At 46.1% G+C, this 24099-nt stretch carries 24 protein-coding genes, 1 tRNA gene and 1 pseudogene; 11 read left to right on the forward strand and 15 right to left on the reverse strand.

The window, feature by feature from the left end; all coding sequences use genetic code 11:
• The 3 genes from OEV79_01935 to OEV79_01945 all read right to left on the reverse strand — a co-directional run bounded on the left by OEV79_01935 (window position 1) and on the right by OEV79_01945 (window position 2107).
• Window positions 1-1488, reverse strand: a complete 1488-nt coding sequence (locus OEV79_01935) for a DHH family phosphoesterase (GenBank protein MDH4210193.1) — start codon at window positions 1486-1488, stop codon at window positions 1-3.
• Complete coding sequence (locus OEV79_01940; protein ID MDH4210194.1) at window positions 1475-1915, reverse strand: hypothetical protein; 441 nt, start codon at window positions 1913-1915, stop codon at window positions 1475-1477. The genes OEV79_01935 and OEV79_01940 overlap by 14 nt, the downstream gene beginning before the upstream one ends.
• 118 nt (window positions 1916-2033) lie before the next feature.
• Window positions 2034-2107 (reverse strand) — tRNA-Ile (locus OEV79_01945).
• A gap of 211 nt (window positions 2108-2318) precedes the next feature.
• On the opposite strand from OEV79_01945, the gene OEV79_01950 reads away from it, so the two are divergent.
• Window positions 2319-3152 carry a radical SAM protein gene (locus tag OEV79_01950; protein ID MDH4210195.1) on the forward strand — a complete coding sequence of 278 codons (834 nt, stop codon included), beginning with the start codon at window positions 2319-2321 and terminating at the stop codon, window positions 3150-3152.
• A 60-nt stretch (window positions 3153-3212) separates the two neighbouring features.
• Here the strand turns inward: OEV79_01950 and OEV79_01955 are convergent, their stop codons facing one another.
• The 6 genes from OEV79_01955 to lysS all read right to left on the reverse strand — a co-directional run bounded on the left by OEV79_01955 (window position 3213) and on the right by lysS (window position 9010).
• Window positions 3213-4061 (reverse strand): MBL fold metallo-hydrolase, encoded by an 849-nt coding sequence (locus OEV79_01955; GenBank protein ID MDH4210196.1) that lies wholly within the window; start codon window positions 4059-4061, stop codon window positions 3213-3215.
• Between the two features lie 43 nt (window positions 4062-4104).
• Window positions 4105-5160: a protein arginine kinase gene (locus OEV79_01960; protein ID MDH4210197.1), complete on the reverse strand. Its 1056-nt coding sequence runs from the start codon at window positions 5158-5160 to the stop codon at window positions 4105-4107.
• Window positions 5153-5626 (reverse strand): UvrB/UvrC motif-containing protein, encoded by a 474-nt coding sequence (locus OEV79_01965; protein MDH4210198.1) that lies wholly within the window; start codon window positions 5624-5626, stop codon window positions 5153-5155. Before OEV79_01965 ends, OEV79_01960 begins: the two co-directional genes overlap by 8 nt.
• Window positions 5616-6293 carry an ABC transporter ATP-binding protein gene (locus tag OEV79_01970; GenBank protein MDH4210199.1) on the reverse strand — a complete coding sequence of 226 codons (678 nt, stop codon included), beginning with the start codon at window positions 6291-6293 and terminating at the stop codon, window positions 5616-5618. The genes OEV79_01965 and OEV79_01970 overlap by 11 nt, the downstream gene beginning before the upstream one ends.
• Window positions 6286-7482 (reverse strand): ABC transporter permease, encoded by a 1197-nt coding sequence (locus OEV79_01975; GenBank protein MDH4210200.1) that lies wholly within the window; start codon window positions 7480-7482, stop codon window positions 6286-6288. Before OEV79_01975 ends, OEV79_01970 begins: the two co-directional genes overlap by 8 nt.
• Before the next feature lie 88 nt (window positions 7483-7570).
• A complete protein-coding gene (gene lysS, locus OEV79_01980; protein ID MDH4210201.1) occupies window positions 7571-9010 on the reverse strand; it encodes a lysine--tRNA ligase in 1440 nt (479 codons plus the stop codon).
• A 226-nt stretch (window positions 9011-9236) separates the two neighbouring features.
• Between lysS and OEV79_01985 the strand changes: the two genes are divergently transcribed.
• Complete coding sequence (locus OEV79_01985; GenBank protein ID MDH4210202.1) at window positions 9237-9806, forward strand: transcriptional regulator; 570 nt, start codon at window positions 9237-9239, stop codon at window positions 9804-9806.
• Between the two features lie 36 nt (window positions 9807-9842).
• Here the strand turns inward: OEV79_01985 and OEV79_01990 are convergent, their stop codons facing one another.
• The 6 genes from OEV79_01990 to OEV79_02015 all read right to left on the reverse strand — a co-directional run bounded on the left by OEV79_01990 (window position 9843) and on the right by OEV79_02015 (window position 15186).
• Complete coding sequence (locus OEV79_01990) at window positions 9843-10283, reverse strand: hypothetical protein (protein MDH4210203.1); 441 nt, start codon at window positions 10281-10283, stop codon at window positions 9843-9845.
• Window positions 10284-10351: 68 nt separating this feature from the next.
• Entirely contained in the window at window positions 10352-10876 is a 525-nt protein-coding gene (locus OEV79_01995; GenBank protein ID MDH4210204.1) for an RNA polymerase sigma factor, read from the reverse strand.
• Window positions 10873-13011 (reverse strand): tetratricopeptide repeat protein, encoded by a 2139-nt coding sequence (locus OEV79_02000; GenBank protein MDH4210205.1) that lies wholly within the window; start codon window positions 13009-13011, stop codon window positions 10873-10875. Before OEV79_02000 ends, OEV79_01995 begins: the two co-directional genes overlap by 4 nt.
• 53 nt (window positions 13012-13064) lie before the next feature.
• Window positions 13065-13403: a metallopeptidase family protein gene (locus tag OEV79_02005; protein MDH4210206.1), complete on the reverse strand. Its 339-nt coding sequence runs from the start codon at window positions 13401-13403 to the stop codon at window positions 13065-13067.
• Between the two features lie 12 nt (window positions 13404-13415).
• Entirely contained in the window at window positions 13416-14075 is a 660-nt protein-coding gene (locus OEV79_02010) for a transposase (GenBank protein ID MDH4210207.1), read from the reverse strand.
• A 13-nt stretch (window positions 14076-14088) separates the two neighbouring features.
• Window positions 14089-15186, reverse strand: coding sequence for a hypothetical protein (locus tag OEV79_02015; protein ID MDH4210208.1), 1098 nt, complete (start codon window positions 15184-15186; stop codon window positions 14089-14091).
• A 68-nt stretch (window positions 15187-15254) separates the two neighbouring features.
• Between OEV79_02015 and OEV79_02020 the strand changes: the two genes are divergently transcribed.
• The 9 genes and pseudogenes from OEV79_02020 to OEV79_02060 all read left to right on the forward strand — a co-directional run bounded on the left by OEV79_02020 (window position 15255) and on the right by OEV79_02060 (window position 24055).
• The gene (locus OEV79_02020) at window positions 15255-15659 is read left to right on the forward strand and encodes a hypothetical protein (protein MDH4210209.1); all 405 of its coding nucleotides are present in this window, start codon (window positions 15255-15257) and stop codon (window positions 15657-15659) included.
• Window positions 15660-16850, forward strand: coding sequence for an MFS transporter (locus OEV79_02025; protein ID MDH4210210.1), 1191 nt, complete (start codon window positions 15660-15662; stop codon window positions 16848-16850).
• 232 nt (window positions 16851-17082) lie between these two features.
• The gene (locus tag OEV79_02030) at window positions 17083-18741 is read left to right on the forward strand and encodes an Omp28-related outer membrane protein (protein MDH4210211.1); all 1659 of its coding nucleotides are present in this window, start codon (window positions 17083-17085) and stop codon (window positions 18739-18741) included.
• A 168-nt stretch (window positions 18742-18909) separates the two neighbouring features.
• Window positions 18910-19872 (forward strand): annotated as a pseudogene (selD, locus tag OEV79_02035) (selenide, water dikinase SelD).
• 405 nt (window positions 19873-20277) lie between these two features.
• Window positions 20278-20418 carry a hypothetical protein gene (locus tag OEV79_02040; protein MDH4210212.1) on the forward strand — a complete coding sequence of 47 codons (141 nt, stop codon included), beginning with the start codon at window positions 20278-20280 and terminating at the stop codon, window positions 20416-20418.
• 488 nt (window positions 20419-20906) lie between these two features.
• Complete coding sequence (locus tag OEV79_02045) at window positions 20907-21203, forward strand: ferredoxin:thioredoxin reductase (GenBank protein ID MDH4210213.1); 297 nt, start codon at window positions 20907-20909, stop codon at window positions 21201-21203.
• Window positions 21204-21213: 10 nt separating this feature from the next.
• Entirely contained in the window at window positions 21214-22473 is a 1260-nt protein-coding gene (locus tag OEV79_02050) for a double-cubane-cluster-containing anaerobic reductase (protein ID MDH4210214.1), read from the forward strand.
• A gap of 9 nt (window positions 22474-22482) precedes the next feature.
• Entirely contained in the window at window positions 22483-23262 is a 780-nt protein-coding gene (locus OEV79_02055; GenBank protein ID MDH4210215.1) for an acyl-CoA dehydratase activase, read from the forward strand.
• Window position 23263: 1 nt separating this feature from the next.
• Window positions 23264-24055 (forward strand): methyltransferase domain-containing protein, encoded by a 792-nt coding sequence (locus tag OEV79_02060; GenBank protein ID MDH4210216.1) that lies wholly within the window; start codon window positions 23264-23266, stop codon window positions 24053-24055.
• Window positions 24056-24099 lie beyond the last annotated feature (44 nt).

Raw genomic sequence — 24099 nt, forward strand, 5'->3', positions numbered from 1 at the left:
TCAGGTTATTTCAACAAGATTAAGTGAATTATCCACCGTAAACGTACTAATACCGTCGGTCAGGACCGGTGCCGGGTTACCTTCTCCAAAAGGCACCAGGGTCTTGAGCATGGCCACGTCTGATTTACGCAAGAAAGCCTCGGGTTTAGGCTCCATCGATTTACAGTCATCCAAAATATCAGGAGCTTGATGCTCTACATATTCTTTGAACTCACGAAGGAAAACTTCAAGATACCTTTTCTCCATCGAAAAACCAGCCGCTTTCTTATGCCCTCCGAAATCCAGGAAAAACTTTCGCATCCGGTAGAGCAACTTGTACAGGTCGAAATCGCAACTCCGTAATTCACCTATGCATTTTTCATTTCTTATGCCAATTATCAAAGAATTGCGCTTAAAATAATCGCGTAGACGCGCTGCAACAGAACCAAGAAAGTGCTGCTTAGAAAGGGGCACGAGCGAAATAACCAGCCTCGACGTCACCTCGGCACTCGATATCACCTCACTGAACATGTTGTCAATTTCCTGCCGGCGTCTTTGATCCGTGTCTTTCAGAGTAGAGTAGATGTCTCGGACCCTACTCAAATCATTTTCAACAAAGAAATCGACACCCAATCTCGGATCGATATAAGCTGCCGAGCCGATTGTCGGCAAGACTTCTTTGAGTACCCTGTGCATTTCGACCTCACCATACTCTCTAAGACACACAGCCCACGCTTCATCGACATGATTGACCAAACTCAACCCATGGATACAGAATACCCTGTTCTCGTCACATAACGCGACACGGTCTGCAAAAGTGCCGATACAAACGATGGGATAGAATGATTTCTTCAAACCATAGAATTCATTCGCGCTCATGCTGAAAAACTCCTGATAGAGGAACTGCGCGAGTTTAAAGGCAACACCAACACCAGCCAGGTCCCGGAAAGGATATCGTGAATCCTGTCGCTTCGGGTTCACTGCAGCAATCGGAAAATCGGTGCGCTTAGTCTCATGGTGGTCGCAAATAATCGCCTTCAATCCCTCTTGTTCGGCAATACGAAAGTTCTCTTCATTGCTGATGCCAAAATCTACGGTCAGAAGCAACCTAACTCCCTTCTCTCGATACGAAGAAAGAACCTGAGGATTCAATACGTAACCATCCTTCTCACGAATGATCGGGTAAACATGCACGGCGCCGCTGCCCTTGGTAATATCATCCAATGCCTTGTACATGACTGCGGCCGATGTATATCCGTCTACATCGTCGTGCGTGTAAATGAGTATCCCCTCCCCACCTTTTGCCGCGGTTATGATCTCTTCAGCAGCACGGGCGATGTCCGGCAACAAACCAGGATCGTGGAGCTGTGAAGAATCCGGATAGAGATACCTTTTTGCCTCGCTATACTCTGGATAGCGTCGGGCAATAATTTCTGCCACCTCCCGCGGAATCGAAAAATCGGTGGCATATTTTTCAACGAGCATTTTGTCGGCATCACGCAGTGACATTTTTGCCTAACTCCCGCGATTTACCTTCCCCTGACTTGTCGGGCTCAATACGCGCCCGGAGGAAAGTCAGTATCTCTTCGTGTTCCTCGGGCATGAGTACGAACACGCCCCTGAATTGATTCAGAAACGTCTTGCGGCGAAACGGGCTGAGAAGTACCCCATTCTTTCCCACATAAACCCGTCTGAATTCCGATAATTTTCGTTTCTGAGTCATGAAAATATTCTTTATTATGATCTCCTCATCGTTGATATCATACGCAGTTGGGAAGAAATAAGAATGCACGGATACGAAGAGTATGATGAAACCAAAGAGACTCCAGAAAAGACCGTAAAACACAGCCACGATGACAACGAAGGCGACGATGAAAATAGCACTCAACACTGCTTTGTTGAGATTCCGCTTGGCAGGATGTACATTCCAATTCATAGGCTTTGCCTTGTGCTATTTCCCACCATGATAGTCGTCTATACTCTGTTTTAGCATTCCTAACTCAAAACTCTGAAATCATCAAGATAGATAAGGAGATAAGAAAACCCATAGAAAATGGGCCCGGAGGGACTCGAACCCCCGACCCGCTGATTATGAGTCAGCTGCTCTAACCAACTGAGCTACAGGCCCCACTACCATACGGCAAATTATAGTCAAGAACAGAGTTTTGTCAATCAACCACTCAAAATCTAGAAGATGCTGTTTTGATCATTTGAATTTTGAGATTCGTATTTGTTTAGTATTTAGAATTTCTGATTTAGGACTTGGCTTGGCCAGCCATAGCCATTGGCCTAATTAACTCGGGTGAGGCCGTCTTGACTAGCACTCGTATTGTTTTATAATGTCCCAGGCTAAGCCAATGTTAGTAAACGAAGTCAAATGCAAATCAATACTCAATAAATCAGGCATTTCAGTCATTGACTACGCAATTAACCCCTATTATGGATGTGCCCACAAATGCCAATACTGCTATGCCGTCTTCATGAAGAGATTCACCGGACATACAGAACCTTGGGGTGACTTTGTCGATGCAAAGGTGAACGGTCCGGAAGTGCTGGCACAGCAGCTCCAAAGACTGAAAAAGCGCAGCCGGATCTCATTCGGCACAGTCTGCGACCCTTACCAACCACTTGAATTAAAATATCAAATAACTCGAAAATGTCTTGAAATATTAATACCTTACCGCCATCGTGTATCCATTTTGACAAAGTCGGCGATCGTCATTCGTGATGCCGACGTTCTGCGTAGGCTTTACAAGGTAAGGGTTAGTTTCACAATAACATCTATGGAAGAGAAGGTCAGAAAAGTATTTGAGCCGGCCACGCCTTCAGCAGAAATGAGATTCAAGGCGCTCCGAACACTCAGTCAGGATGGGATAAACACCAGCGTATTTGTCGCACCTGTCATCCCCTATATCTCTGATTCGCCCACTGCAATTGCTGATATCTTTAAAGCAGCCAGAAGTGCCGGCGCCGATTATGTGATGTTTGATACTCTGAATCCTTACCCAAAGGTGTGGCGCAATGTCCAGAGGCTCGTTAAGAACCAATTTCCTGACAAATTCGAATCCTTCAATACGTATTATACAAACCGGAAAATGTACAAAGTGCGCTTGCGGGAAAGGATCCGTAGTCTCGGAGAGAAATATCGCATAGACTACAGATTCGCTTTTTAGTCACCCCTGTCAGCGTTGCCGGATATCGTATGTGCAAATACCGTTGATCTACCGGAATCGTCATGACTCCCCGTAGGAAAGCAATTTCTCAATCGTATAATGCTTCCCGTCCTCTGCCGCCAGCACGGTGATCCCGGTTCTTTCTTTCAATTGCCGCGCAACATTCCAAGGGCCAGTTCTTAACATCGTCATGCCGAAATGTGTGATGATCGCCACCTTTGGCTTGATCCCGGATATTATTTCGGCACAATCATCGACAGATAAATGGTCTATCTCAGAGGGCCCCAACTTAATCAAATTCATTATGATCACGTCCGCCCGATACGCGGAAATGAGTTCTGGGAAATACTTCGTATCTGTTACGTAGGAGATGGTGTGTTCCTTATACGAAAGTCTGAATCCGTAAGTTTCCACACGGTGCTCATGTCTGACAGGAAATAGGAATTGTAGGTTTCCAAGTCTGAAGTTAAGGTCCTTTCTGATAATAATGGTCTCATCGAGAAATCCGAGAAGGTATTTATGAATGACGCCATCTTCTCCAAAGGCATCAGAAGGAGCCAACAAAAGACCACGTCTGTTATTACCGCCCTTGGTCATGACATCGAGATAGACGTTAACATCCCCACTGTGGTCGATGTGCTTGTGTGTAAGGATTATGGCGTCGATTCTTTCTGGGCTGAATTCTGGCAGGTAGGTCAGAAGCCGATACAGTGATTCGGGACCAGGATCAACGAGCACATTCCTGCCCCCGATTCTGAACAACATACCACCAGTTGCCCTTAACTGCTTAGCGATTACATATCGCGCGCCGCCAGTACCAAGAAAAACAATCTCGTCTGTATCGGCACGTTCCAGATTGTTATTAGCCGACGGTCCGGTTATTCTTTTCTTCCCCGATGTTTTTTTCATCCGTTAAGTTGCGGTAAAGTGTCAGTTAATGAACTCTGCGATCTCAGGACTGCCCATCAGTACCGAGTCGTTTTCTAATGTATTCGGCGCGTCTGATGTCCCTGTCCTGTTCTTCCAATAACTCGCCGAAATAAAGTTGAATGTTTGCTGGCCTTGATATGACCATTATTTCATTGAGCGTCTGTAGTGTTATGTCTTTGACAATCCCAACGCCGACACCGAACCTTAACGCAGACAGCAAATTGAGAACTTCGATACTGTTAATGGTCCGTGCAGCTCTTAGAATCGCCACGCTGCGAAAAATCTTGTCTTCAAACTCACTGCGTGCCTTCGTCATTATGACATCACGAGCTTTTTTCTCAATATCGATAATCATCTTCGCCAGTTTCGTTATTCTCTCGAGCAGATCATCCTCTTTGAAACCAATCGTATACTGGTTCGATATTTGAAAAAGGCTTCCCCTGATCTCACTTCCCTCTCCATAAATGCCTCTAACGGTCATACCTATCTGAAGTGCACCCTTCAATACCTTCTCGACCTCATTCGTAAAAACCAGACCGGGAAGATGCATGAACACCGATGCCCTCATCCCCGTCCCGATATTGGTGAGGCATGAGGTAAGAAAACCATAGCCATCATTATATGCAAAACTGACGTTGTCACCGATGAACTCTTCGGTTCTGAACACTTCGCTTGAGAGATTGGTGAAATTCAGGCCGCAACCGATGCCTTGAAACCGCAAGTGGTCTTCTTCATTTATCATCACTGAAAGATTTCCGCCCTCACTTATGAATACGCTTGTGGGTTTCTCCTTGGTGATAAAACCAGGCGAAACAAGATGGCATTCGAGTAGTGATTCTCTCTCCAACGGTTTCAACTCACGCAAATTCAGGAACTCACCATTTATTTTGCCATCTATTATCGAACGTATCAAACCGATCAGATATTCAGCATCGGATTGTTTCATCTTCAATTCAAAAGGAATACTGTCAAGGTTCCGGGCGATTCTTATGCGTGATGACACGACGATCTCACTCTCCTCCCCGCACGGCAGTGTTTTGTCCGATGAGGGGATCAGCCAGCGGATATTATCAAACATCTTCGACACCATAGCCCTTGAGTTTATCCCTTATCTTAGCAGCATCTTCATACGCTTCACTGTCCAGGGCTTTCTTGAGGTCTTCTCGTAACTTGTAGATCTCAAACCCTTCCTTGGTGCCGGAAGAAGACTTCCTGCCTATATGACGATCGCTCTGATGGATCTGCTTGATTAGATGCCTGATGTGATCATCAAACGTAGCAACGCATTGAGCACAACCGAACCGTCCCACTCTCTTGAATTCAGCCAAAGACATGTAACAACTCGGGCAGATCACTTTTTCGTCCTGGGCACTCTTCTGCCTAAGCAGCTTCTGAAGAATCTCCAGGGGCGATAATTTCTTAGTTCCAAGCAGTCCTCGTTTGGATGCACACTCATCGCAGAGATGCAATTCAACAGTTTTATCGGGCAGTACTTCCTTAAAAAAAATCGAGGCCGGCTTGTTCTTACAGTCGTCACACAGCATATAGCCTTCCTTCCTTCAACCTGTAAACCTGAGTGCCCACCTTCGCAATATCCAACGAATGTGTAACAAGGACGATCGTCCTATCTTCGTCTTTTAGACTGCCAAATACTTCGAGCAGTTTATTCGTATTACCCTCGTCGAGATTGCCTGTCGGCTCATCAGCGAAGATTATCAGAGGGTCATTGACCATCGCCCTGGCTATTGCCACTCGCTGACGCTCCCCACCGGAGATCTCATCGGGTAGACGGTGCTGTTTATCTCCGATGTCGAATCTCTCCAGCAAATCGAGTGCTTTTTGATACGCGATCGGCGGCGTAACGCCGTTGACCAATGCCGGTAAAGCGACATTTTCCAGACATGAAAATTCGGATAGAAGGTGATGAAACTGAAAGACGAATCCCATCTTTTTATTCCTGACCTGCGATAGACGAATATCATCGTGAGAAGTGATATCAACAGAATCAAAGACAACGGTCCCGCCGGTCGGCCGGTCAAGACCACTTATTAGATGCAACAAGGTCGATTTGCCGCTCCCCGAAGGGCCGAGAATCACTACAAAACTGCCTTTCTTGACCTTAAGGTCAACACCATGGAGAACATCGATAGTCTCGTTCTTCAGATAATATGTCTTGCTAAGATCGGAGGTGTCGAGGATGATATCACTCATTACGCAATGCCTCAACGGCGGTGAGTTCGGTCGCTCTTTTTGCCGGGTATATGGTCGAAACAAAACTTATCAAGATCGCTGCCACTGCAGTTATAATGAAGTCATTCACATCCATTTCCACAGGTAGTGTTTCAATGAAATAGATATCGCCAGGCAAAGAAACCTGATACTTATCAAGAATCGTACACGCGAAAAATGCGAACGCCAACCCGAGAGTTGTCCCGATGAGACCGATGATGCTACCATGATATATGAACACCCGCATGATCTGCCGGGCAGTAAAACCAAACGACCGCATGATTCCTATCTCTTTTGTCTTCTTCTTCACCATATTTATTAGCGTGCCCACAATATTGAAACCAGCAACTATTATGATCAAGACCAACACAATAAAAGTAATGATTTTTTCTATCTTCAGTGCGGCAAAAACAGACCGGTTGGATTCAATCCAATCTTGTGCACGGTACGGATAGCCAAGGTCGTTCTCAATACGCCGGGAATATTGCGGAGCTCTGTATATATCATCGACCTTCACCGCAACACCGCTTATGCTTTTGCCCATTTCGAATAATGACTGGACATCCTTCAGATCCATGAAAATTAGAGTGGCATTGTAATCATAATAACCAAAATCGAATATACCGTTGAGAATAACTCTTTTCGCCCGAGGCACCAAACCAAGTTGATCCCCGAAAGGCAAGGCGATAACAAGCGAATCGCCAATACTCACGCCAAGACTATGGGCGAGTTCAACTCCGATGACACAGCCGCCGTCAAGTTTGAAGGCTCCACTGATCATCTTCTGCCCTATCTCGGTGATATCCGTCTCCAACTTATCATCAACACCCTTTATGACAACCCCGTCAAGGTGTTGCCTGTATTTGATGACCGACTTCTGGTACACAAATGGCGCCGAGGCTTGAATAAAATCGTATTTTTCCAATGTTTGCATCACACTGCCATAATCGCGAATGGGTTCGTTGAAGTATTTGCGAACAATAATGTGCGGTGTTCCGCCAAGTATCCGTCGACGCAGTTCGTTCTGGAAACCGTTCATCATCGAAAGTGTAATCAAGAGCGCGGCAACACCGACGAAAATCCCGCCGATGGCAATTATCGTAGAGAACGAAAGGAATTTTCTCCTGCGTGACAGCAGGTAACGACGTGCGACAAAGAATTCAGTGTTCACTAAACACGAGGCCCGAAGGGCAATCTAAGGCAATTGACGGTTATATGACATGAACACGTAGAAAACATGATGGGGCGTTTGAAGGCAATCAAGGATTATCCGTGGTTTCCTTCCGCAATTGCGGAAAGAGTATGACATCGCGGATCGATGGAAGGTTGAGGAGAACCATGCACAGACGGTCAATACCGATACCAATACCGCCCGTCGGTGGCATACCATGTTCGAGGGCACGAATGAAGTCCTCATCGATCTGCCGAATACCATCTTCATGGTGCGCAATTTGAGCCTCGAAACGTATTCGCTGCTCCATTGGGTCATTCAGTTCGGAAAACGCGTTGGCAATCTCCACCCCGAACATAATGAATTCAAATCGTTCGACAAGACGCTCATCAGTGCGATGCGTCTTGGCAAGGGGCGATATCATCTTAGGATAGTCGATCACGAAAGTGGGCTCCATGAGCTCTTTCTGCACCAGTTCACCGAAGAGTTTGTCGATCTTCGAACCAAGCGAGAGTTTTTTGCAGTCTATACCGTGGCGCTCGCATTGCCTGTCAATTTCGGAGTCTTGCACATCAAGCACATCTATCCCCAATTTGCTTTTCAGGGCTTCAGTGTATTTCACTCTCCTGAATGGCCGTCGAAATTCGATCTCCCTCTCCAGGAATTTCAACCTATTTTCATTACTTCTCTGTTTTACAAGGAACTCCATTAAATGTTCAACCAATTCCATTATGTCATTATAGTCTGAATATGCCTGGTACAATTCGAGCATTGTGAATTCGGGATTATGCATGCGGTCTATACCTTCGTTACGGAAATCACGACACACTTCGTAGACTTTTTCTAGGCCTCCGACGATCAACCTTTTTAAGTATAATTCATCCGCGATCCGCAGGAACATATCCTGTTCAAGGGCATTGTAGTATGTCTTGAAAGGATTAGCCGCCGCACCCCCGTATATCGATTGAAGCACCGGCGTCTCGACTTCCATAAACCCGCGTTCGTCCAGGAAAGTGCGCATCAAAGATATCAATTGAGTTCTTTTCCTGAAACTATCCCTGACTTCGGGATTAGCGATCAGATCAAGATAACGCTGGCGATAGCGGATCTCGATATCCTTCAGGCCATGCCATTTTTCTGGTAATGGACGCAAAGCCTTAGAAAGAAGCACATAGTCGTCGACAAGCACGGTTATTTCACCCGTCTTCGTTTTGAAAACACTGCCGTTCACCCCGACAAAATCACCAGCATCGAAATACTGAAAAAGTTCGAACTTTTCCGCAAGTTTGTCCTTTCTGAAATACAACTGTACACGCTCAGATTCATCAGACAGTGTAGCAAAGAGAGTCTTGCCGTGGCCGCGAACTGTAATAATTCGTCCACATGTCCGGATCTTCTCTTCAGTTTTACTCAATGTCTCGAACTGCGTTTTTATCTGTTGAAAATTGTGTGAACGGTCGAATTTGTAGGGATATGGATTTACTCCTAATTCTTTCAATTTATTGAGTTTTTTCAGCCGCTCTTCCATCCCAGAATGATACACCAAATCAACCAAAAGTCAATACGAAAACGTTAATTGCGTTACTTTCGTTAATCTCGTTAATTTCGTTTCTCATCTTCATATCCTCTCATCTTCTTAACTTCTGTGTTTCTCCGTACCACCGTGTCTTCCAGTCTCAGCTTCTCCGTTTCTCAGTGGCCTTTACGGGACGTACCTTCTCTTGACTACAGAGACGTTATACATACAATTTCCTATGAATAACAATGAAATTCGGCGGAAGATCCTACAGATATTATATGAAAGCTTCACAGAACATCCATATAACAGAGTAACTCCAAAGGAATTCAAAGATACACTGAACATTAGTCTGAAGGAATTGCATTTCAACATCATCTACCTCGAGGAAAAAGGATACGTCGAATTGTCGAAACCGCTCGAAGGCAGCGTGTTCGTCGGTGCCCGGATCACACCGAGAGGTGTCGACCTTGTCGAAGATGAATGTGAGTTCAATGTGCACTTTCCGCTGCAACCTACTACCCGGCATGTCTCCACCGACATACTCCGACAGTTCGATGCCCTATCAAAACAGGCGAGTGAACTTACAGACCTGGGGGATGATTCGAAGGAACTGATAATCGAGGAAATTAGATCAATTCAGGACGAACTCAACAAGAGTGAACCCATCTATTCGGAAATAAAGAAAAACGTCGACCGCATAAAAGAACGCAATTTCGACACCTGGCAGAAATTGATCGAAATACTCAGGGACCCGGTAATCACAACTATCCTTAGCCATGCTGCCAGGAACGAACTCGGAATATAAACCTTCACGCAATTGCGCGCGAAGTAATCCCACCGTCTATATTCTCGCTAGATTCTTCGCCGGCACCGCATAAAACTCAACTGTATCAGAAAAAGGACCTCTCTGCGGCGTCTCCTGCCTTACCTCGATCCGAACCGGCTCAGCATTTTTAGTCACAAATGTATCAATTGATCTTGTCATGGTAACACCCAGGAGGAAGGCACCGAACGCATAGACTAAACTCCTTGGGACACCCAGGAGTCGTGCACTCCTGGGCTTTTGCACGCGGAGCTGACTCCTGATTTTAGCATAGATATCGGGTGATGGTCTAAACCTAGCCGAGTTCTTGAAGGCAGAAACCGTCGCCTCCACATGTCTCATTTCAGCGTGACATTTCTGACAGGTCGCGATGTGTTCATTCACCTGTATCTGGAGTTCTGCGGGCAATTCTTCAAGAACATTATCAAGCATATATTTACTAATCTCTGTGCATTTCATACTGTTCTCCTATCCTGATTTTGTCGAAGGACTTGATACCCTGACAGACCTTATCATCGAAAATATCTTTACTTCTCAATCAAACTCCTCAACTTTTTCAAACCATTATGCATCCTTGATTTCACCGTTCCTACTGGGCAGCACAAAACCTCAGCTATATCGTTATAAGTCATGTGCTCGTAAAACTTCAAAACAACCACAATCCTTTGATATTCGGGCAGCGTATCAAGAAATTTCTGAACCCTCAGTTCCTCGGTGAAATCATGGCCCGGGTTCGACACAAAATTATGCAGCTGCTGCTCAAAACATTTCGATTCAGTTTTCTTCTTTCTAAAGTAACTGTAGCAACAGTTGGTCGCGACACGATATAACCATGCTTTGAGATTTCCCCGCTCATCGAGGTCCGAATGGGCCAGTTTGGTAAAAGTCTGCACAAGGATGTCCTCCGCATAATACCAGTCTCCTATTAATCGAACGCAATAGTTGAAAAGGCTTCCGCTCAATCGCCCATAAAGATCTTCGAAAGCCTTCTCATCGCCCTTTTTAAACTTCTTATACAGTTCAAAGAGAACCGAACCGGAGTAACCGATCACTCCTCCTGGTATTTCCGTATCAAATCAGTCAATTCCTTGTCTTCCGGATTATCCCTCAAGAGATTAGCCAGAAGCGCCACAGCCTTTCCACTCATATCATTGTCATGATACATCCGCGCCACTTCCTTTGTCAACTTCGTGTCTCCTGCTTCAAGTCGTAATAACCTTTCGAGCACATCAGCAGCCATATCTTTCTTACCCATTTTGAAATACATCTTTGCTTCGTTATAATAAAAAGTCGGCTCTTCACCGAACCGACGTGCAAACTCCAGCATTTCGATCGCTTCTGAGTATCTTCCTGAATCTTCCAGAGCAGCTGCAAGTTGATATGCTATCGCGGCATAGTTTTTTATCATATTCCGCAGATTAATATCAACGGAATCGATCGACCTGGAAAACAACCTCTCAAATTTGAATTCTTCGAGCAAGAGACGTTTCGTGCGAACAACGTCGATGTCAGATTCAATTAATTCATACACCAAACCTGACAATTTAAGCGGATATCCATATTTTTCAGGCTGGTACAGGGTTGTCGAGAAAACGACTGGTCTAACTTTCTGCATCAAGAGAGCATGCATCAATTGATCGGAAATGGTTACCATGCTGCCGTTTTCTCTCTTATGCTCGATCCTATCCAACTCCTCGTCAGACATAGCGAGAGGTAACCCTACTAGTATCAGGTAGCGCGCGTAATCTCTAATATTCAAAAGACTACGGTTCACGATGATGACATCATTACGGATACCCTTCTCCTGTAAATACCACGCAGGGTATGTGTCGTAGTCACCGTTAGTGATGAGAATCGCATTCTGTGGTGCAGAATTCAGCATGTTCTCGTTGAATTCAAGCAAGATGTCGAAATCTGTATCATCACGGAAATGGAGTTTTACTTCCCTCTCCCAGGTATTGTTGATCTTCACGTAGGATTCCCGGCCATTCCATGCCGCTGAAAACAGCATGGGCCAACTATAGTCTCGATACAATACGACAAAATTAGCAGCAACTTCATGGACATTTGCGCTTTCATATAGATCAAAGTGATGCAGTTCAAAAACCGCCGGTTCAATTGCGGTCAGCATTGCTGACCTCATCGACACTAGCCCATCACCAGAAACCTCCTCAGCAAGATTGCCATCGAAGCTCCTCTGACCACGCAGAGACACAAAGTTCTTATTCTCTGTGGGGTCATCATAATAATGGAACCCTGGCAGATTTCTTCTCTCCTGCACACGGGCAATAAATTCTGAGCCGGGTACTAATGCCCGAGCATTATCACCCATTCCATCTATGAAGAAAAACCGGAAAGGACTGTTTCCTTCAAGTGCATATTCCAGATCAGCAAAATTTGACCCAGCGAAGGGCGTGCCGATCGCAATGACTGCGGATGAAATGTCTTTCTGATAATACGAGGTATCGGTCAGATAGCGATGTGTGACTAGACCACCGATCCCGAAGCTGACGACGTCCATACGGAATTGTCCATATTCATCGTGCAGCCTCTTGAGCTCGTCATGCAAGAACCTGGCATTATCCTCAATGGTTTGCTTGTGATTGTAACGGAATACCCAGACCGGCAGAGTATATCCATTCTGTTTCAGAGTTTTCTTGAAATTCTCAATGTAGTCGCCAACATAAATATCAGCGACGACCAACAAACCCTCTTTGGTTTTCGTGTGCTCAACAATACCGTATTTGTCAGGGTTCTTTGTCAAAACATATTCACCACCATGCCACAATCGCGCAGTCAGTGTACTGCCTTTGACCTGCGTATTGGCTAATGGAACAAATCCATTGCTGACCATTACTCCAAGACCTATATCTCCGTTTCCTGTGTCGAGCACGATTTCGACGGGTTTATCAAATACAAGCGTCTCAGGCTCAATGACATAGGACTCCCCTAAGAAAACAAAACCCTGTGCACGAACCCGTTTTCCGAACACATGTTTCCCGAACCTTATCAGCGTTGAATCAGTTACGCTATTTGGCGGGATCTCAAACCTTGCTCCATTCACTTCAACAACAGCACCCTGATTTGTTACAATCTTCTCGACGTATGTTTTTTCGACATATCCAGGTGAACAACCAAGAACGCAGACAATGATGCCAAAAATCAAGTATTCGATTGTTCTTTGCATGCTACCTCCTATAATAACAACTCGCTCGGAGGCAAAAAGGTTCAAATTTTGAGTTATTCGCTATTGAGCCTGCGCAGATCCGTTTCACTGAATCCAAAATAGTGACCAATCTCATGGATGAGCACCTCATGCACCCATTCCTTTATCTCTTCATCGGTTCGGCTTATGCGCTCGATATTTCTCTTGAAAAGGGTTATGCGGTCAGGCAAAACGTTCCCATACCAGATGCCGCGGTGCTTGAATGGCACACCTTGATAAAGACCCAGCAAACTGTCTTGTTCTATGGGCTCTTCTTCAACAACAACTTGAATATTGCTTATTTTCTTACGGAATATTGGAGGTAAACCATCAAGTGCTTCACGCACCAGTTCAGCAAATCTCTCGCGCTCCATAATAGGGACAGGCTACTTTTTTTTAGGCCTCCCCCTGGGCCTGATCGTTATCTCTATCCCCAATTCCCTGCATACTTCGGCACGCCATTCTTCATCACCATAAGGTCCTTGTCGCCGAATGCATGTCCTTAATTGCTCAAGCTCAATTCCCGGCAGTGGCTCGTCGACCAACTCTCCCCAATTTTCAGGCAAATGCACTGGCAATTCATCTGTTAGGACACACTTCTCACCCGCAATTCTAAACGAATGGGAAGACCATCGCCAGTCCGCCGCTGTTGTAACCAAACCTGCTCTCACGGGATTCCCTTCAACATATCTGACCAGATTTATCAGATGCTCATCCTGTTTCGCAATGAAACTCTTGAAGCGGCCCTGCCAAACATGTCCGCACGTACGATAGTGACCATGATAACGCCGAACATGGCTTGTCATAAACCACTGCATCCATCTACTGAGATCTTCTCCCCTCTCGGGCATGACGACGAAGTGGAAGTGATTTGGCATTACGCAATAAGCAAAAATAGATATCGGTATCCTTGTCTTAGCTTCCTCCGCCAAGTACAAAAAAGCATCGTAGTCTTTCTCTTTGTGAAATACTTGTTGTTTTCCATTACCTCGATTCAGAACATGGTAAACGAATCCATCGGCAAGACCTCTTGCGATGCGGGGCATGATTCTGAAGGCCTTAAAAAAAGTAGCCTGTCCCTATTATCGTTCGGGCAATATTGATCGCTGTTTTCTTTTTCCCGATACGCCGCAGATTCACGCGCATTTGGTCCATCTGCTGCTTATCAGCCAACAACTCTCCCATGACCTGACTGGCATTTTCTTTATCTATCACACGCGCGGCGCCGTGCTTTACAAAGAAATCTTCGTTCTTGTCCTCAAGCCCGGCGATCGAGTTGGCAAATAGAAGTACTGGTGCTGCCTGGGAAGCTTCAGTGCTCGTGATACCACCGGCCTTGGTTATCAAGATATCAGTCGTCCCGATCAAATCATATATACGTTCGACCATACCCAGAACCTTTAAATTTGATTTGCTCTTCAGTTTACTAATCTTGTCAGCGACTTCCTTGTTATCACCACACAATACCAGTAGATCGTAATCGAAATCTACCAGTTCACGCGTTACTTCGAACCATTCGCCGCCAAACACGCGACTGCCCATTATTGTTGCCGAAATCCTATCGCGGGAGAGGCCGAATCTCTTACGCGCAGCATTCTTGTCGATCCCGGCTTCAAGCTCAAGGCCGATTGGGATGCCATAAGGAAACACCTGTTCTCTCCCGGCACCGTATGCTACGATTTGATCAACCAGATTTTCATGAGGGATAAAGTAGTGGTCCATTTCTTTGTTCACCCAATGAGGATGAACGTAATAATCAGTAACTACAATACCCATTCTGTATCCAAAATCCTTCTTGAAAAGAGCCGAAAAATAGCCCGGCGAGAAATGCGTGGACAGTACATAATCCGGTTGATATTCTTTGAGCAATAAAGAGAACCTGCCGGCCAGGATTTTGTGGTAGTCGTACATGAATTGTGAAGAACCAGACTCTACCCCCACCCCCCCGTAAAAGAATTTTATCAAACCTAGTGCATTCTTCTGCGCAAAATCATATATCTTCTTGTATGCTTTTCCGTAAAGGGGGTACACCCAATCAAAGCAATTTTCAAACCTTATTGTAGTGTGTGGGGCGATCTCTTGAAGTGCCTGCATTATTGCCTTTGCCGCCTTCATGTGACCAGCCCCGATTGGAACTGCCAAGACCAATACCTTCATACAGATCCCATTATATTCAAACGCCTTGACTTTGCAAGTGTGATATTTATACTAGCCATGAGGTGCTTATGAAAAAAGTTCTGTTGTTTGCAATCATTCTAATATCCATCGTCGTCATAGGCTGCACAGAAGAAGAAGAAATTCCGTTCATTTGTCATCTGTACGGCTATATACGAGACAATGATACACAACTGGGCGTTGACGGCATGATAATCCAGATAGTCGAGCTGATCAATCCGTACGATATAAACAGCAATAGAATTCGTTACGACACAACAATGACGCAGGATTCAATCCCTGGTTTCTTTGAAATGGACAGCGTATGCTACGGTACAAACAAGAGACAGGGAACGGGCATGGTTATCATCGGAATTGACAGCACACTGAATCCTGGCTGGTTACAAGGTAGCTATCCGATCGATGTTACAGGTTCAGTAGATACTGTGTATGTATATATCCTGCGTGCGAACTAGATGGAGAAAAAAAATAACCAGAGAATAAGATGGCTCGGTAAGAACATCCTGTCTCTCGGTCTGGTTAGCTTATTCACTGACCTCTCGACCGAGATGGCCTACCCCATTATCCCGGTATTCTTGAAAGAAGTACTTAAGGTTCAACCTTTGTTCATAGGTCTGATCGAAGCGATCGCTGAGTCAACCGCAAGCATTCTCAAAACCTTCTCGGGTTACATATCAGACCGCCTCAAAAAGAGGAAGTTGTTCATCATAATCGGCTATAGTCTATCTGCTTTAGTGAAACCACTGCTCGCCTTTGCTATTCAGGGATGGCATGTCCTCATGCTCCGTTTCTCTGATCGGGTGGGCAAAGGTATCAGAACTGCACCACGCGATGCCCTGATCGCCGATTCTTCGAAGGATGCATATTTCGGACGCACATACGGGTTCCACCGAACACTGGATACCCTCGGTGCAATGCTCGGCCCATTGACTGCATTCATAGTTCTTGCACTATCAGGAGATAACTACAGGCTGCTATTCGGTCTTGCGATCGTGCCAGGAATCGTAGCCATCGCTATCATCCTTCTTGGCGTTCGTGAAATAGTACCGGAAGCAAAGCGGGTATTCAAATTTTCCCTGAGGCAGATAGATTCACGCCTGAAGGTATTCCTGATAATTATGGTGATTTTCACTCTCGGCAACTCCTCCGATGCATTTCTATTATTGAGAGCAAGAAATATTGGAGTATCCGCAACGATGATACCGCTGGTCTGGCTTGCATTCAATGTCTCGTACTTCCTATGGGCTTTTCCGGCAGGCGTGCTGTCAGACCGTATTGGCCGGCGCAAAACGATCTTCCTGGGTTTCATCATTTTTTCAATCTGCTACAGCGCATTCTCTTTCAATCACAGCCCCGTAGTTATCTGGTTCATATTCATAATCTACGGTTTGTATTATGGATTCACCGAGGGAAACTTGCGTGCATACGTTGCCGATCTGACCACATCAGAAATACGCGCAACAGCGTTCGGAGTATACCACACTGTTGTAGGTATAACACTGCTTCCTGCCAATCTGCTGATGGGTTATTTGTGGCAGAAATTTGGTTTTCAGACAGCCCTTTTGCTCGGTGCTTCCTTATCTCTGATCTCAGGGATCGCGCTCATCCTTTCGGGAAGATGTCCGGCGAAGGGAATAAATTTGTAAATGAATAATAAGAGGCCGTCTCAATATTGGCACAATATCGGGTTCGGCTATCATCGACCAGAAAAGGAGGTTCGATATGAAAAAAATACTTATTTTGTGCCTGCTGTTGACTGCAGTAGCATATAGCAGTCAACGAACGGTTGTAGTCGAGGAATTCACGGCTACGACGTGACCATACTGTCCAGGTACGGCAAGAGGTCTTGCCGAAATATATCCCCGTGCTTATGATACATTGACGGTAATATCGTACCATGTATGGTCCAGTGACCCGTTCAACACTGCTGAAGCCGAAGCGCGTGAAGCTTACTATGGTATATCCGGAACACCTACTACTTGGTTCGATGGGGCAATATCCGAGGTCGGCGGGCTAAACACGGGCACCATGTACCCGTTTTTCCGGCATCACGTGACAACACGCGCAGCAGTCGATAGTCCGTTGGAGATTACACTGACCTGTGATTACGATTCAACAACGAACCAGGGAAATATCGAAGCAACAGTAACCAACACCACTGGAAGTCCGGTGAGCGGAAACATACACTTTGCCCTTGTCGAGGACAATATTCCCTACAATTGGGGTGGCGGGATGACCGAACTCGATCAGGTAATGCGCGATATGATCCCCGATGCAACAGGTGAAGCGGTCACAGTACCAGCCTCGGATACGATCATGCGCTCGAGGGATTTCACCGTCCAGGCGAGCTGGAACGAAGTCAATTGTCGCATCATCGTCTTTGTCCAGGCGTCGAACCGTCTGATATACCAGGGAGCTGAGATATCCATCATCCCTGAATCTCAGATGGTGTACTATGGCATGACCGTGACAGAGCTTACAGGTAATGGTAACGGTTACGGAGAACCAGGCGAAGAGATCGAAGTCACAGCCCATGCCAAGAACATGGGAAGCAGTGTGTACACGCTTCCGGTTACGGTGGAATGTACCGACCCGAATATCACCGTCACTTCCTCCTACGTCGACACTTTTGAAATAGAGCCGGGTGATGTGGACAATGTCATAACATGGACTTTTGATATCAGTGCGGCTTGTCCTGATCCGCACCTTGCAGAATTCAATCTTGTCTTCGGTGATGGAAACGAGTCAACGGTGCCTTATCTAGTGACAACACAATCAGGATTCAGCGACGACATGGAGTCTGGCGAAGGAGAATGGACACACTCGGGGACTTACGACAATTGGCACCTGACCGAGCACAAGAGCAATTCTCCAACACATTCCTGGTACTGTGGCGTAGAGAACATCTGGCACTATCTGAACCAAAATGATCTTTCACTCGTGTCCCCATATTTCATTGTATCACAGGATAGCATATTATCCTTTTATCACCAATACAACTTAGAAACGAACTGGGATTATACGTACGCGGAGATCGAGAACGGTTCGGGTTGGTGGCAGACCCTCGACGAATACAACGGTCTTCAATCGACATGGTCACAGGAAGCGTTTTCTCTTGCCAGTTTACAAGGCCAGACCGTACGCGTGCGATTCAGACTCGTCAGTGATTACAGCACCTACGCTGAAGGCTGGTACATTGATGATGTCTGGGTGTCCATGACAGGAATAAACGATCTGAACACTCCGGAGGAACTTAACGCCATTTCCCTGAGCGTATCTCCTACCCTATTCTCCAGGCAAACGACCATCAGCTTCGGCATCGAACAGAGCGCAGGACAGATAGCGCTCAAGATATACGACGCTGCAGGACGCCTGGTAAAAGATTTTTCTTACACTATACCCAATGCCCCATGCGCTATGCAGATTAGTTGGGATGGTACAGACCAAACTAATCGAAAATTACCAAGTGGTGTCTATTTCATATCCATGCAAGACTCCAATAGCAAAATCGTCGAGAAAGCGGTCCTTCTGAAATAGCATCTCCAAAAAACACAAGGGCAGCACGTTTCAGCGTGCTGCCCTTTTTTCGTCTGTATCAGTTGACACTTAGCCGCCAATGACTATAATAAAACCATGACTGAAAGCAAGAAGAAAGGCATACTTGCCACGGTCAAATGCGCGGGCTGAGCTTCGAAACTCTCAGCTGCGCAGTTGGCGCAGGCACTAGCATATTTGCCATCGGTTGAGGATCCTGACCTGCTGGTTGGTACGAATACCGCAGACGACGCAGGTGTCTACCGTCTGAACGACGAGCTTGCATTGGTTAAAACGATCGACATTCTCACACCCGTCGTCGAGGACGCGCACACTTTCGGCATGATCGCTGCAGCGAACTGCATATCGGACATCTACGCAATGGGCGGTGATCCCAAGTTGGCGCTCAACATCGTTGGGTATCCGGGCATGGGTGACCCCAAAATCCTCGGTGAAATGCTAAAAGGCGGCAATGACAAGGCGCGGGAAGCCAGCGTCACGACCATCGGCGGTCACACCTTTGCCTCGCCCGAAGTTATGTATGGTCTTTCAGTTTTAGGCTATATCCATCCCCTGAAAATAATCACGAATGCAGGGGCAAAAACTGACGATGTAATTATCCTGACGAAACCAGTTGGCGTTGGCACCATAATCCAGGCAATGCTTTTGGATAAAGATGAGGGTATAGACATGAAATCCGTTATAGATTCAATGACCACATTGAATCGAGATGCGTCAATTGCTATGCGCGCGGCCGGTGCGCACGGTGCGACCGACGTCACGGGATACGGTCTTATCGGTCACCTCGTTGAAATGAGCGAAGCGAGCAAATCAGGTATCGAAATTTCGCTGCAAAAAATACCAGTACACAAAGGGGCCGTGGAAATTCTGGATCGAGGCATCTTCGAACCAGGTATCACGATGAATCTGAATTCTTTCAGCAACCGCGTGGATAAGGGCGATAGTGATTCAAATCTTGTCAATTTGATCTTCGGCTCGGAGACTTCTGGCGGGTTGATCATTGCCCTGCCTGAAGAACGGCTCGAAGTATTCAAACAAAACTACAAAAAAGATTTTGCTGTCATTGGCCGCGTGACAAAGGAAAACGCCGGCCGGGTGACACTGATCCCGTAACGACGCGAACCTAATTTCCCAAAAATTTGCCATCGCAGGACTAGAAAGAAATTTCGAATCCGTCACACAGGTCGTAACTCGTATTCGTAATTCGTATTCGTGAATGTCAAAATAGAGAAGAGTAGTAATGTAAGTTTCGTTGTCCACTGTTTCGGTCATTAGAATTTTGGTATTGGTTATTGTTTAGCATTTCGTGCTTCGAATTTAGAATTTGGCGAGCAGACCACATTAATTGGCTGGAGCAATCAGCTGCAGATTGTCCTTGACACATTCATAATCCGGGCTATAGTTAGACAGGAGGTGGTTATGCCAAAATATCTAATTACCCTTCCAAAAATGCCCAAAGAGCAAATAATCACATCTTGAAAGGCGGTTGTTACCGCTTCCGGAGGAAGCAAAATCTGCATGGACAAAGCTTATATAGACGAAGAAAACAGTCAGGCGATCTGCTGTTGGAGTGCTCCTGACCGCAAAAGCCTCGAAGAATTATTCGCCAAGGCGAATGTGCACGTGGAATCAATAAGGAGCGTCACCGAATACAAATAATATCCGCTTTGAGTCAATATTAAGGGGCGGCGCAAGCCGCCCCTTCTGTTCCATCCGACCCCTGACACCCTTTCCTACACAGTACCCCCGTGCAGTCTGTGTAAATCGAACCTGAACGCACAAAAAAATAGACCATTGACATCATTTCTCAATTGAGTATTCTCTATAGGATGAATTTGCATGTTCTGTACCACAACGGAGGAAAGATATGAAGTGCATCTTATCGCAACCCGGTCGGGTGCGAAATCATATCAACCTCTATTTCATCAGAATAACCCCTTCAAAAACACAGTCACATAAATCAATGAATTTCTGCCTTTGTGGAGATGTTCATTCTTATGGTGGTAGAAAGTGACTCTGCACAACCGAGGGCTCGGTCGAGTCCATTCACAACCACCCCACAAGAATCATCTAACAAATCCGTCAAAAACTGCACGCTGCTTAACAGCAGCCATACAAAATTATGATCAACAAAAGGAGGTTCGGTAATGGCAAATAAATGGGATACGGTCGTAGGCACCACAGAGTACGCTGAAAATCTCGCGAGGATCAATAAAATAGCACAGGACAATGGGTACGTACTCAATCCCGATGAAGATAGACTCCGAAAAGTAATCGGCCTCATGACTATGAATAACACTGAATTCGGTAAATATTATTGTCCATGTAAGCAAAACCACCCGCTGAATCCCCACAAGGATACCCCTTGTCCCTGTCCTGAAATGAAGAATGAGATCTTCAAAGACGGGCATTGTTTTTGCAGACTATTTTACAGAAGAACGTAGGAGAAAGAAAATGAACAATCATGAGCAAATGTGGAAGGAATTAGGTCTTGATGTCGAACTACACAAGGAATTGCTCAGATCAATCGACAATACTTTCCAACAAACGGTCGGGAAGCAAAACGAACGCCCTGCTTCCATGGCATACTTCGATCATGTCCTACACGAGTCACACGGCGGCCGAGTTGCTGAACTCATCGAAGCCAGAAAAACAGGTAAAAAATTCATCGGCACATTCTGTATCTATGTACCCGACGAGATCGCCATGGCTGCTGATGCGATCCCAGTGGCGCTTTGCGGCGGAACACAATTCTCTATCCCGTATGGTGAGAAGATGTTTCCTAGGAACATTTGCCCGCTGATCAAATCAACATTTGGACTCGCCCTCTCGAAAACCTGCCCCTACGGTCCGATCAAAGACCTGGGCGTTGGCGAAACTACATGCGATGCAAAAAAGAAGGCCTGGGATGTGGTAAATTTCCACGTTATGGAAGTCCCCCAGAAGAAGACCGATCTGGATTTCAAATTATGGTATCAGGCCGTTTTGGATTTTAAGAACAGGGTTGAAGAACTCACGGGGAAGAAGGTGGAAGCAAACAGATTGGCTGAAACAATAAATATCATGAATGACAAACGACGCGCGCTTCAGAAATTGAACGAGTATCGCAAATTGGACCCGCCGACTATCAGCGGTCTCGATGCGCTTGTCGTCATGCAGGCTGCACTCAACGACGATCCTGCCCGGTTCACTGAACATCTTATAGAACTCAACAATGAACTCGATGACCGTGTGCACCGGAGTATTTCGCCATTCAGTAAAGGCGTCAAGCGTATTATGATATCAGGTTGTCCTTCTGTCATGGGTAACTGGAAAGTGCACTCACTGATAGAAAAATCAGGCGCTGCAATTGTTGTGGACGAAACGTGCACCGGGACGCGCTATTTCAACGATCTGGTCGAAGACGGAGCCCACGAAATAGATAAACAACTCCGTGCGTTGGCCGACCGTTACATGAAGATAGATTGCGCCTGCTTCTCTCCGAACAACGAGCGTATGAAGTCGATCGAGAGAATTGTCGATGACCGCACCGTCGACGGCGTCGTACAATATATTCTTCAATACTGTCACGGTTACAATGTTGAAGCAATAAGGGTCGCCGGCATTCTGAGCAAGAAAAGCATCCCCAATATCAAAATCGAAACCGATTACGCTGAAGAAGACATGGGACAACTCCGCACGCGTATCGACGCTTTTCTCGAGCAACTAAGTTAAGGAGGAACAATAATAACGGCGGGTATCGATATCGGCTCACGCACAATAAAAAGAGTCCTGATGGATGGAAATAAGGTCATTGATTACGCAATAACAGATACTGGCGTCGATCTTCCAAAAAATTTCCAGAGCGTATTAGGCGACCAAAAATATGATGCCCTTGTCGCCACTGGATACGGAAGATATCTTGCACAATCGCACCTTAATTGCCGTATCATTACGGAAATCAAAGCCTATGCAATCGGCGCTCATTTCCTATTCCCGGACGTGCGCACCATCCTCGATATAGGCGGACAGGACAGCAAGGTAATACGTGTGCACGGCGGCAAGGTAAAGGAATTTGAAATGAATGATAAATGCGCCGCTGGAACAGGAAAGTTTCTCGAAGTCATGGCAACCACACTTGGATACACTCTGGATGAATTCAGTACCGCTGCTGCAGAAGCCAATGAAGCCGTGGCAATCAATTCTATGTGCACGGTATTTGCCGAGTCTGAAGTCGTATCTCTGATATCACGCGGAGAAGAACGCGAGAATATCGCGCTCGGTTTACACCAGTCAATACTCAACCGCATTTTGTCCCTCATGGGCAGAACAGGATTCGAGGACCCACTGGTTTTTGCCGGAGGCGTGGCAAAGAACGGATGCATGACCATGCTATTGAAAAAGAAATTGAATATGAAAATACTGTCACCGGCCGAACCCCAGATAGTGGGTGCGATAGGAGCCGCTTTAATGGCAAAACATAAAGACGATGGTCATGGTCCACAAAAAACGAAAGGAGAGTAGCATGAAGTACATAAAGGACTTCACGATAAAAGACGTGCAGGACGTGTATGATGGTCCTGGAGGACTACTGTGGGAAGCAGTAATGGGAGAACAGATCCACTCAGGCGGTCCAGAGGCAACCGACGCACTGGCACAAAAGGTTGGGCTCAAGAAAGGTATGGTCGTATGTGACATATGCAGCGCTTTGGGTGCACCGGCACGCCACCTCGCCTCAAAATACGGTGTCAAGGTCAAAGGCGTCGATGCTACGAAAACGATGCTTGACAAGGCACGACAGCGCACAAAGGAAGCGAAACTCGAAGAACTCATAGAATACTATGAAGGCAATGCCCTGGACCTTCCTTTCAAGAAAGAAACCTTTGATGTAGTATGGGGTCAGGAAGCATGGTGCTATGTCACTGACAAAAACAGGCTTATCCAGGAAGCGCACCGCGTGCTCAAGCCAGGTGGCAAGATCGCCTTCACCGACTGGATAATCACTGGAGAGATATCAAAGCAAGAACTCGACCCATTGCTCGAGACTATGGCTTTCCCGTACATGGAATCTTTTCAAGGCTATCAGGACCTGCTGAAACAGAACGGCTTTAATGTACTTGAAGCAAGAGACCAGACCGACGAATATGCAGAGTGTTTTGATGATTACTACGAAAAAGTGCACGTTGATTTGAAACCTACGATTCTGGATAATTTTGGGAAGGACCTGTTCGACTTTGCCTCGAACCTGGTAACGATCTGGCAAAAAGCTTCTCACGAACATAAAGTCGGTAGGGGCCTTTTTATCGGACAAAAATAACGAATACCGGGGCGTCTTCAATTTTACACAGAGGCACCCCGCAA

This window comes from candidate division WOR-3 bacterium (genome assembly GCA_029858255.1).
Classification (GTDB): Bacteria; Hydrothermota; Tepidihabitantia; order SM23-42; family SM23-42; genus SM23-42.

Bases quoted from the DNA above. Each gene is read 5' to 3' on its own strand.
- OEV79_02045 (MDH4210213.1), top strand. From the start codon at position 20,907: ATGGCAAATAAATGGGATACGGTCGTAGGCACCACAGAGTACGCTGAA.
- OEV79_02025 (MDH4210210.1), top strand. From the start codon at position 15,660: ATGGAGAAAAAAAATAACCAGAGAATAAGATGGCTCGGTAAGAACATC.
- OEV79_02040 (MDH4210212.1), top strand. From the start codon at position 20,278: ATGGACAAAGCTTATATAGACGAAGAAAACAGTCAGGCGATCTGCTGT.
- OEV79_01955 (MDH4210196.1), bottom strand. From the start codon at position 4,061: ATGAAAAAAACATCGGGGAAGAAAAGAATAACCGGACCGTCGGCTAAT.
- OEV79_02000 (MDH4210205.1), bottom strand. From the start codon at position 13,011: ATGCAAAGAACAATCGAATACTTGATTTTTGGCATCATTGTCTGCGTT.
- OEV79_01960 (MDH4210197.1), bottom strand. From the start codon at position 5,160: ATGTTTGATAATATCCGCTGGCTGATCCCCTCATCGGACAAAACACTG.
- lysS (MDH4210201.1), bottom strand. From the start codon at position 9,010: ATGGAAGAGCGGCTGAAAAAACTCAATAAATTGAAAGAATTAGGAGTA.
- OEV79_01965 (MDH4210198.1), bottom strand. From the start codon at position 5,626: ATGCTGTGTGACGACTGTAAGAACAAGCCGGCCTCGATTTTTTTTAAG.
- OEV79_02005 (MDH4210206.1), bottom strand. From the start codon at position 13,403: ATGGAGCGCGAGAGATTTGCTGAACTGGTGCGTGAAGCACTTGATGGT.
- OEV79_02015 (MDH4210208.1), bottom strand. From the start codon at position 15,186: ATGAAGGTATTGGTCTTGGCAGTTCCAATCGGGGCTGGTCACATGAAG.
- OEV79_01970 (MDH4210199.1), bottom strand. From the start codon at position 6,293: ATGAGTGATATCATCCTCGACACCTCCGATCTTAGCAAGACATATTAT.
- OEV79_02050 (MDH4210214.1), top strand. From the start codon at position 21,214: ATGAACAATCATGAGCAAATGTGGAAGGAATTAGGTCTTGATGTCGAA.
- OEV79_02060 (MDH4210216.1), top strand. From the start codon at position 23,264: ATGAAGTACATAAAGGACTTCACGATAAAAGACGTGCAGGACGTGTAT.
- OEV79_01940 (MDH4210194.1), bottom strand. From the start codon at position 1,915: ATGAATTGGAATGTACATCCTGCCAAGCGGAATCTCAACAAAGCAGTG.
- OEV79_01935 (MDH4210193.1), bottom strand. From the start codon at position 1,488: ATGTCACTGCGTGATGCCGACAAAATGCTCGTTGAAAAATATGCCACC.
- OEV79_01990 (MDH4210203.1), bottom strand. From the start codon at position 10,283: ATGAAATGCACAGAGATTAGTAAATATATGCTTGATAATGTTCTTGAA.
- OEV79_01985 (MDH4210202.1), top strand. From the start codon at position 9,237: ATGAATAACAATGAAATTCGGCGGAAGATCCTACAGATATTATATGAA.
- OEV79_02010 (MDH4210207.1), bottom strand. From the start codon at position 14,075: ATGCCCCGCATCGCAAGAGGTCTTGCCGATGGATTCGTTTACCATGTT.
- OEV79_02020 (MDH4210209.1), top strand. From the start codon at position 15,255: ATGAAAAAAGTTCTGTTGTTTGCAATCATTCTAATATCCATCGTCGTC.
- OEV79_01950 (MDH4210195.1), top strand. From the start codon at position 2,319: ATGTCCCAGGCTAAGCCAATGTTAGTAAACGAAGTCAAATGCAAATCA.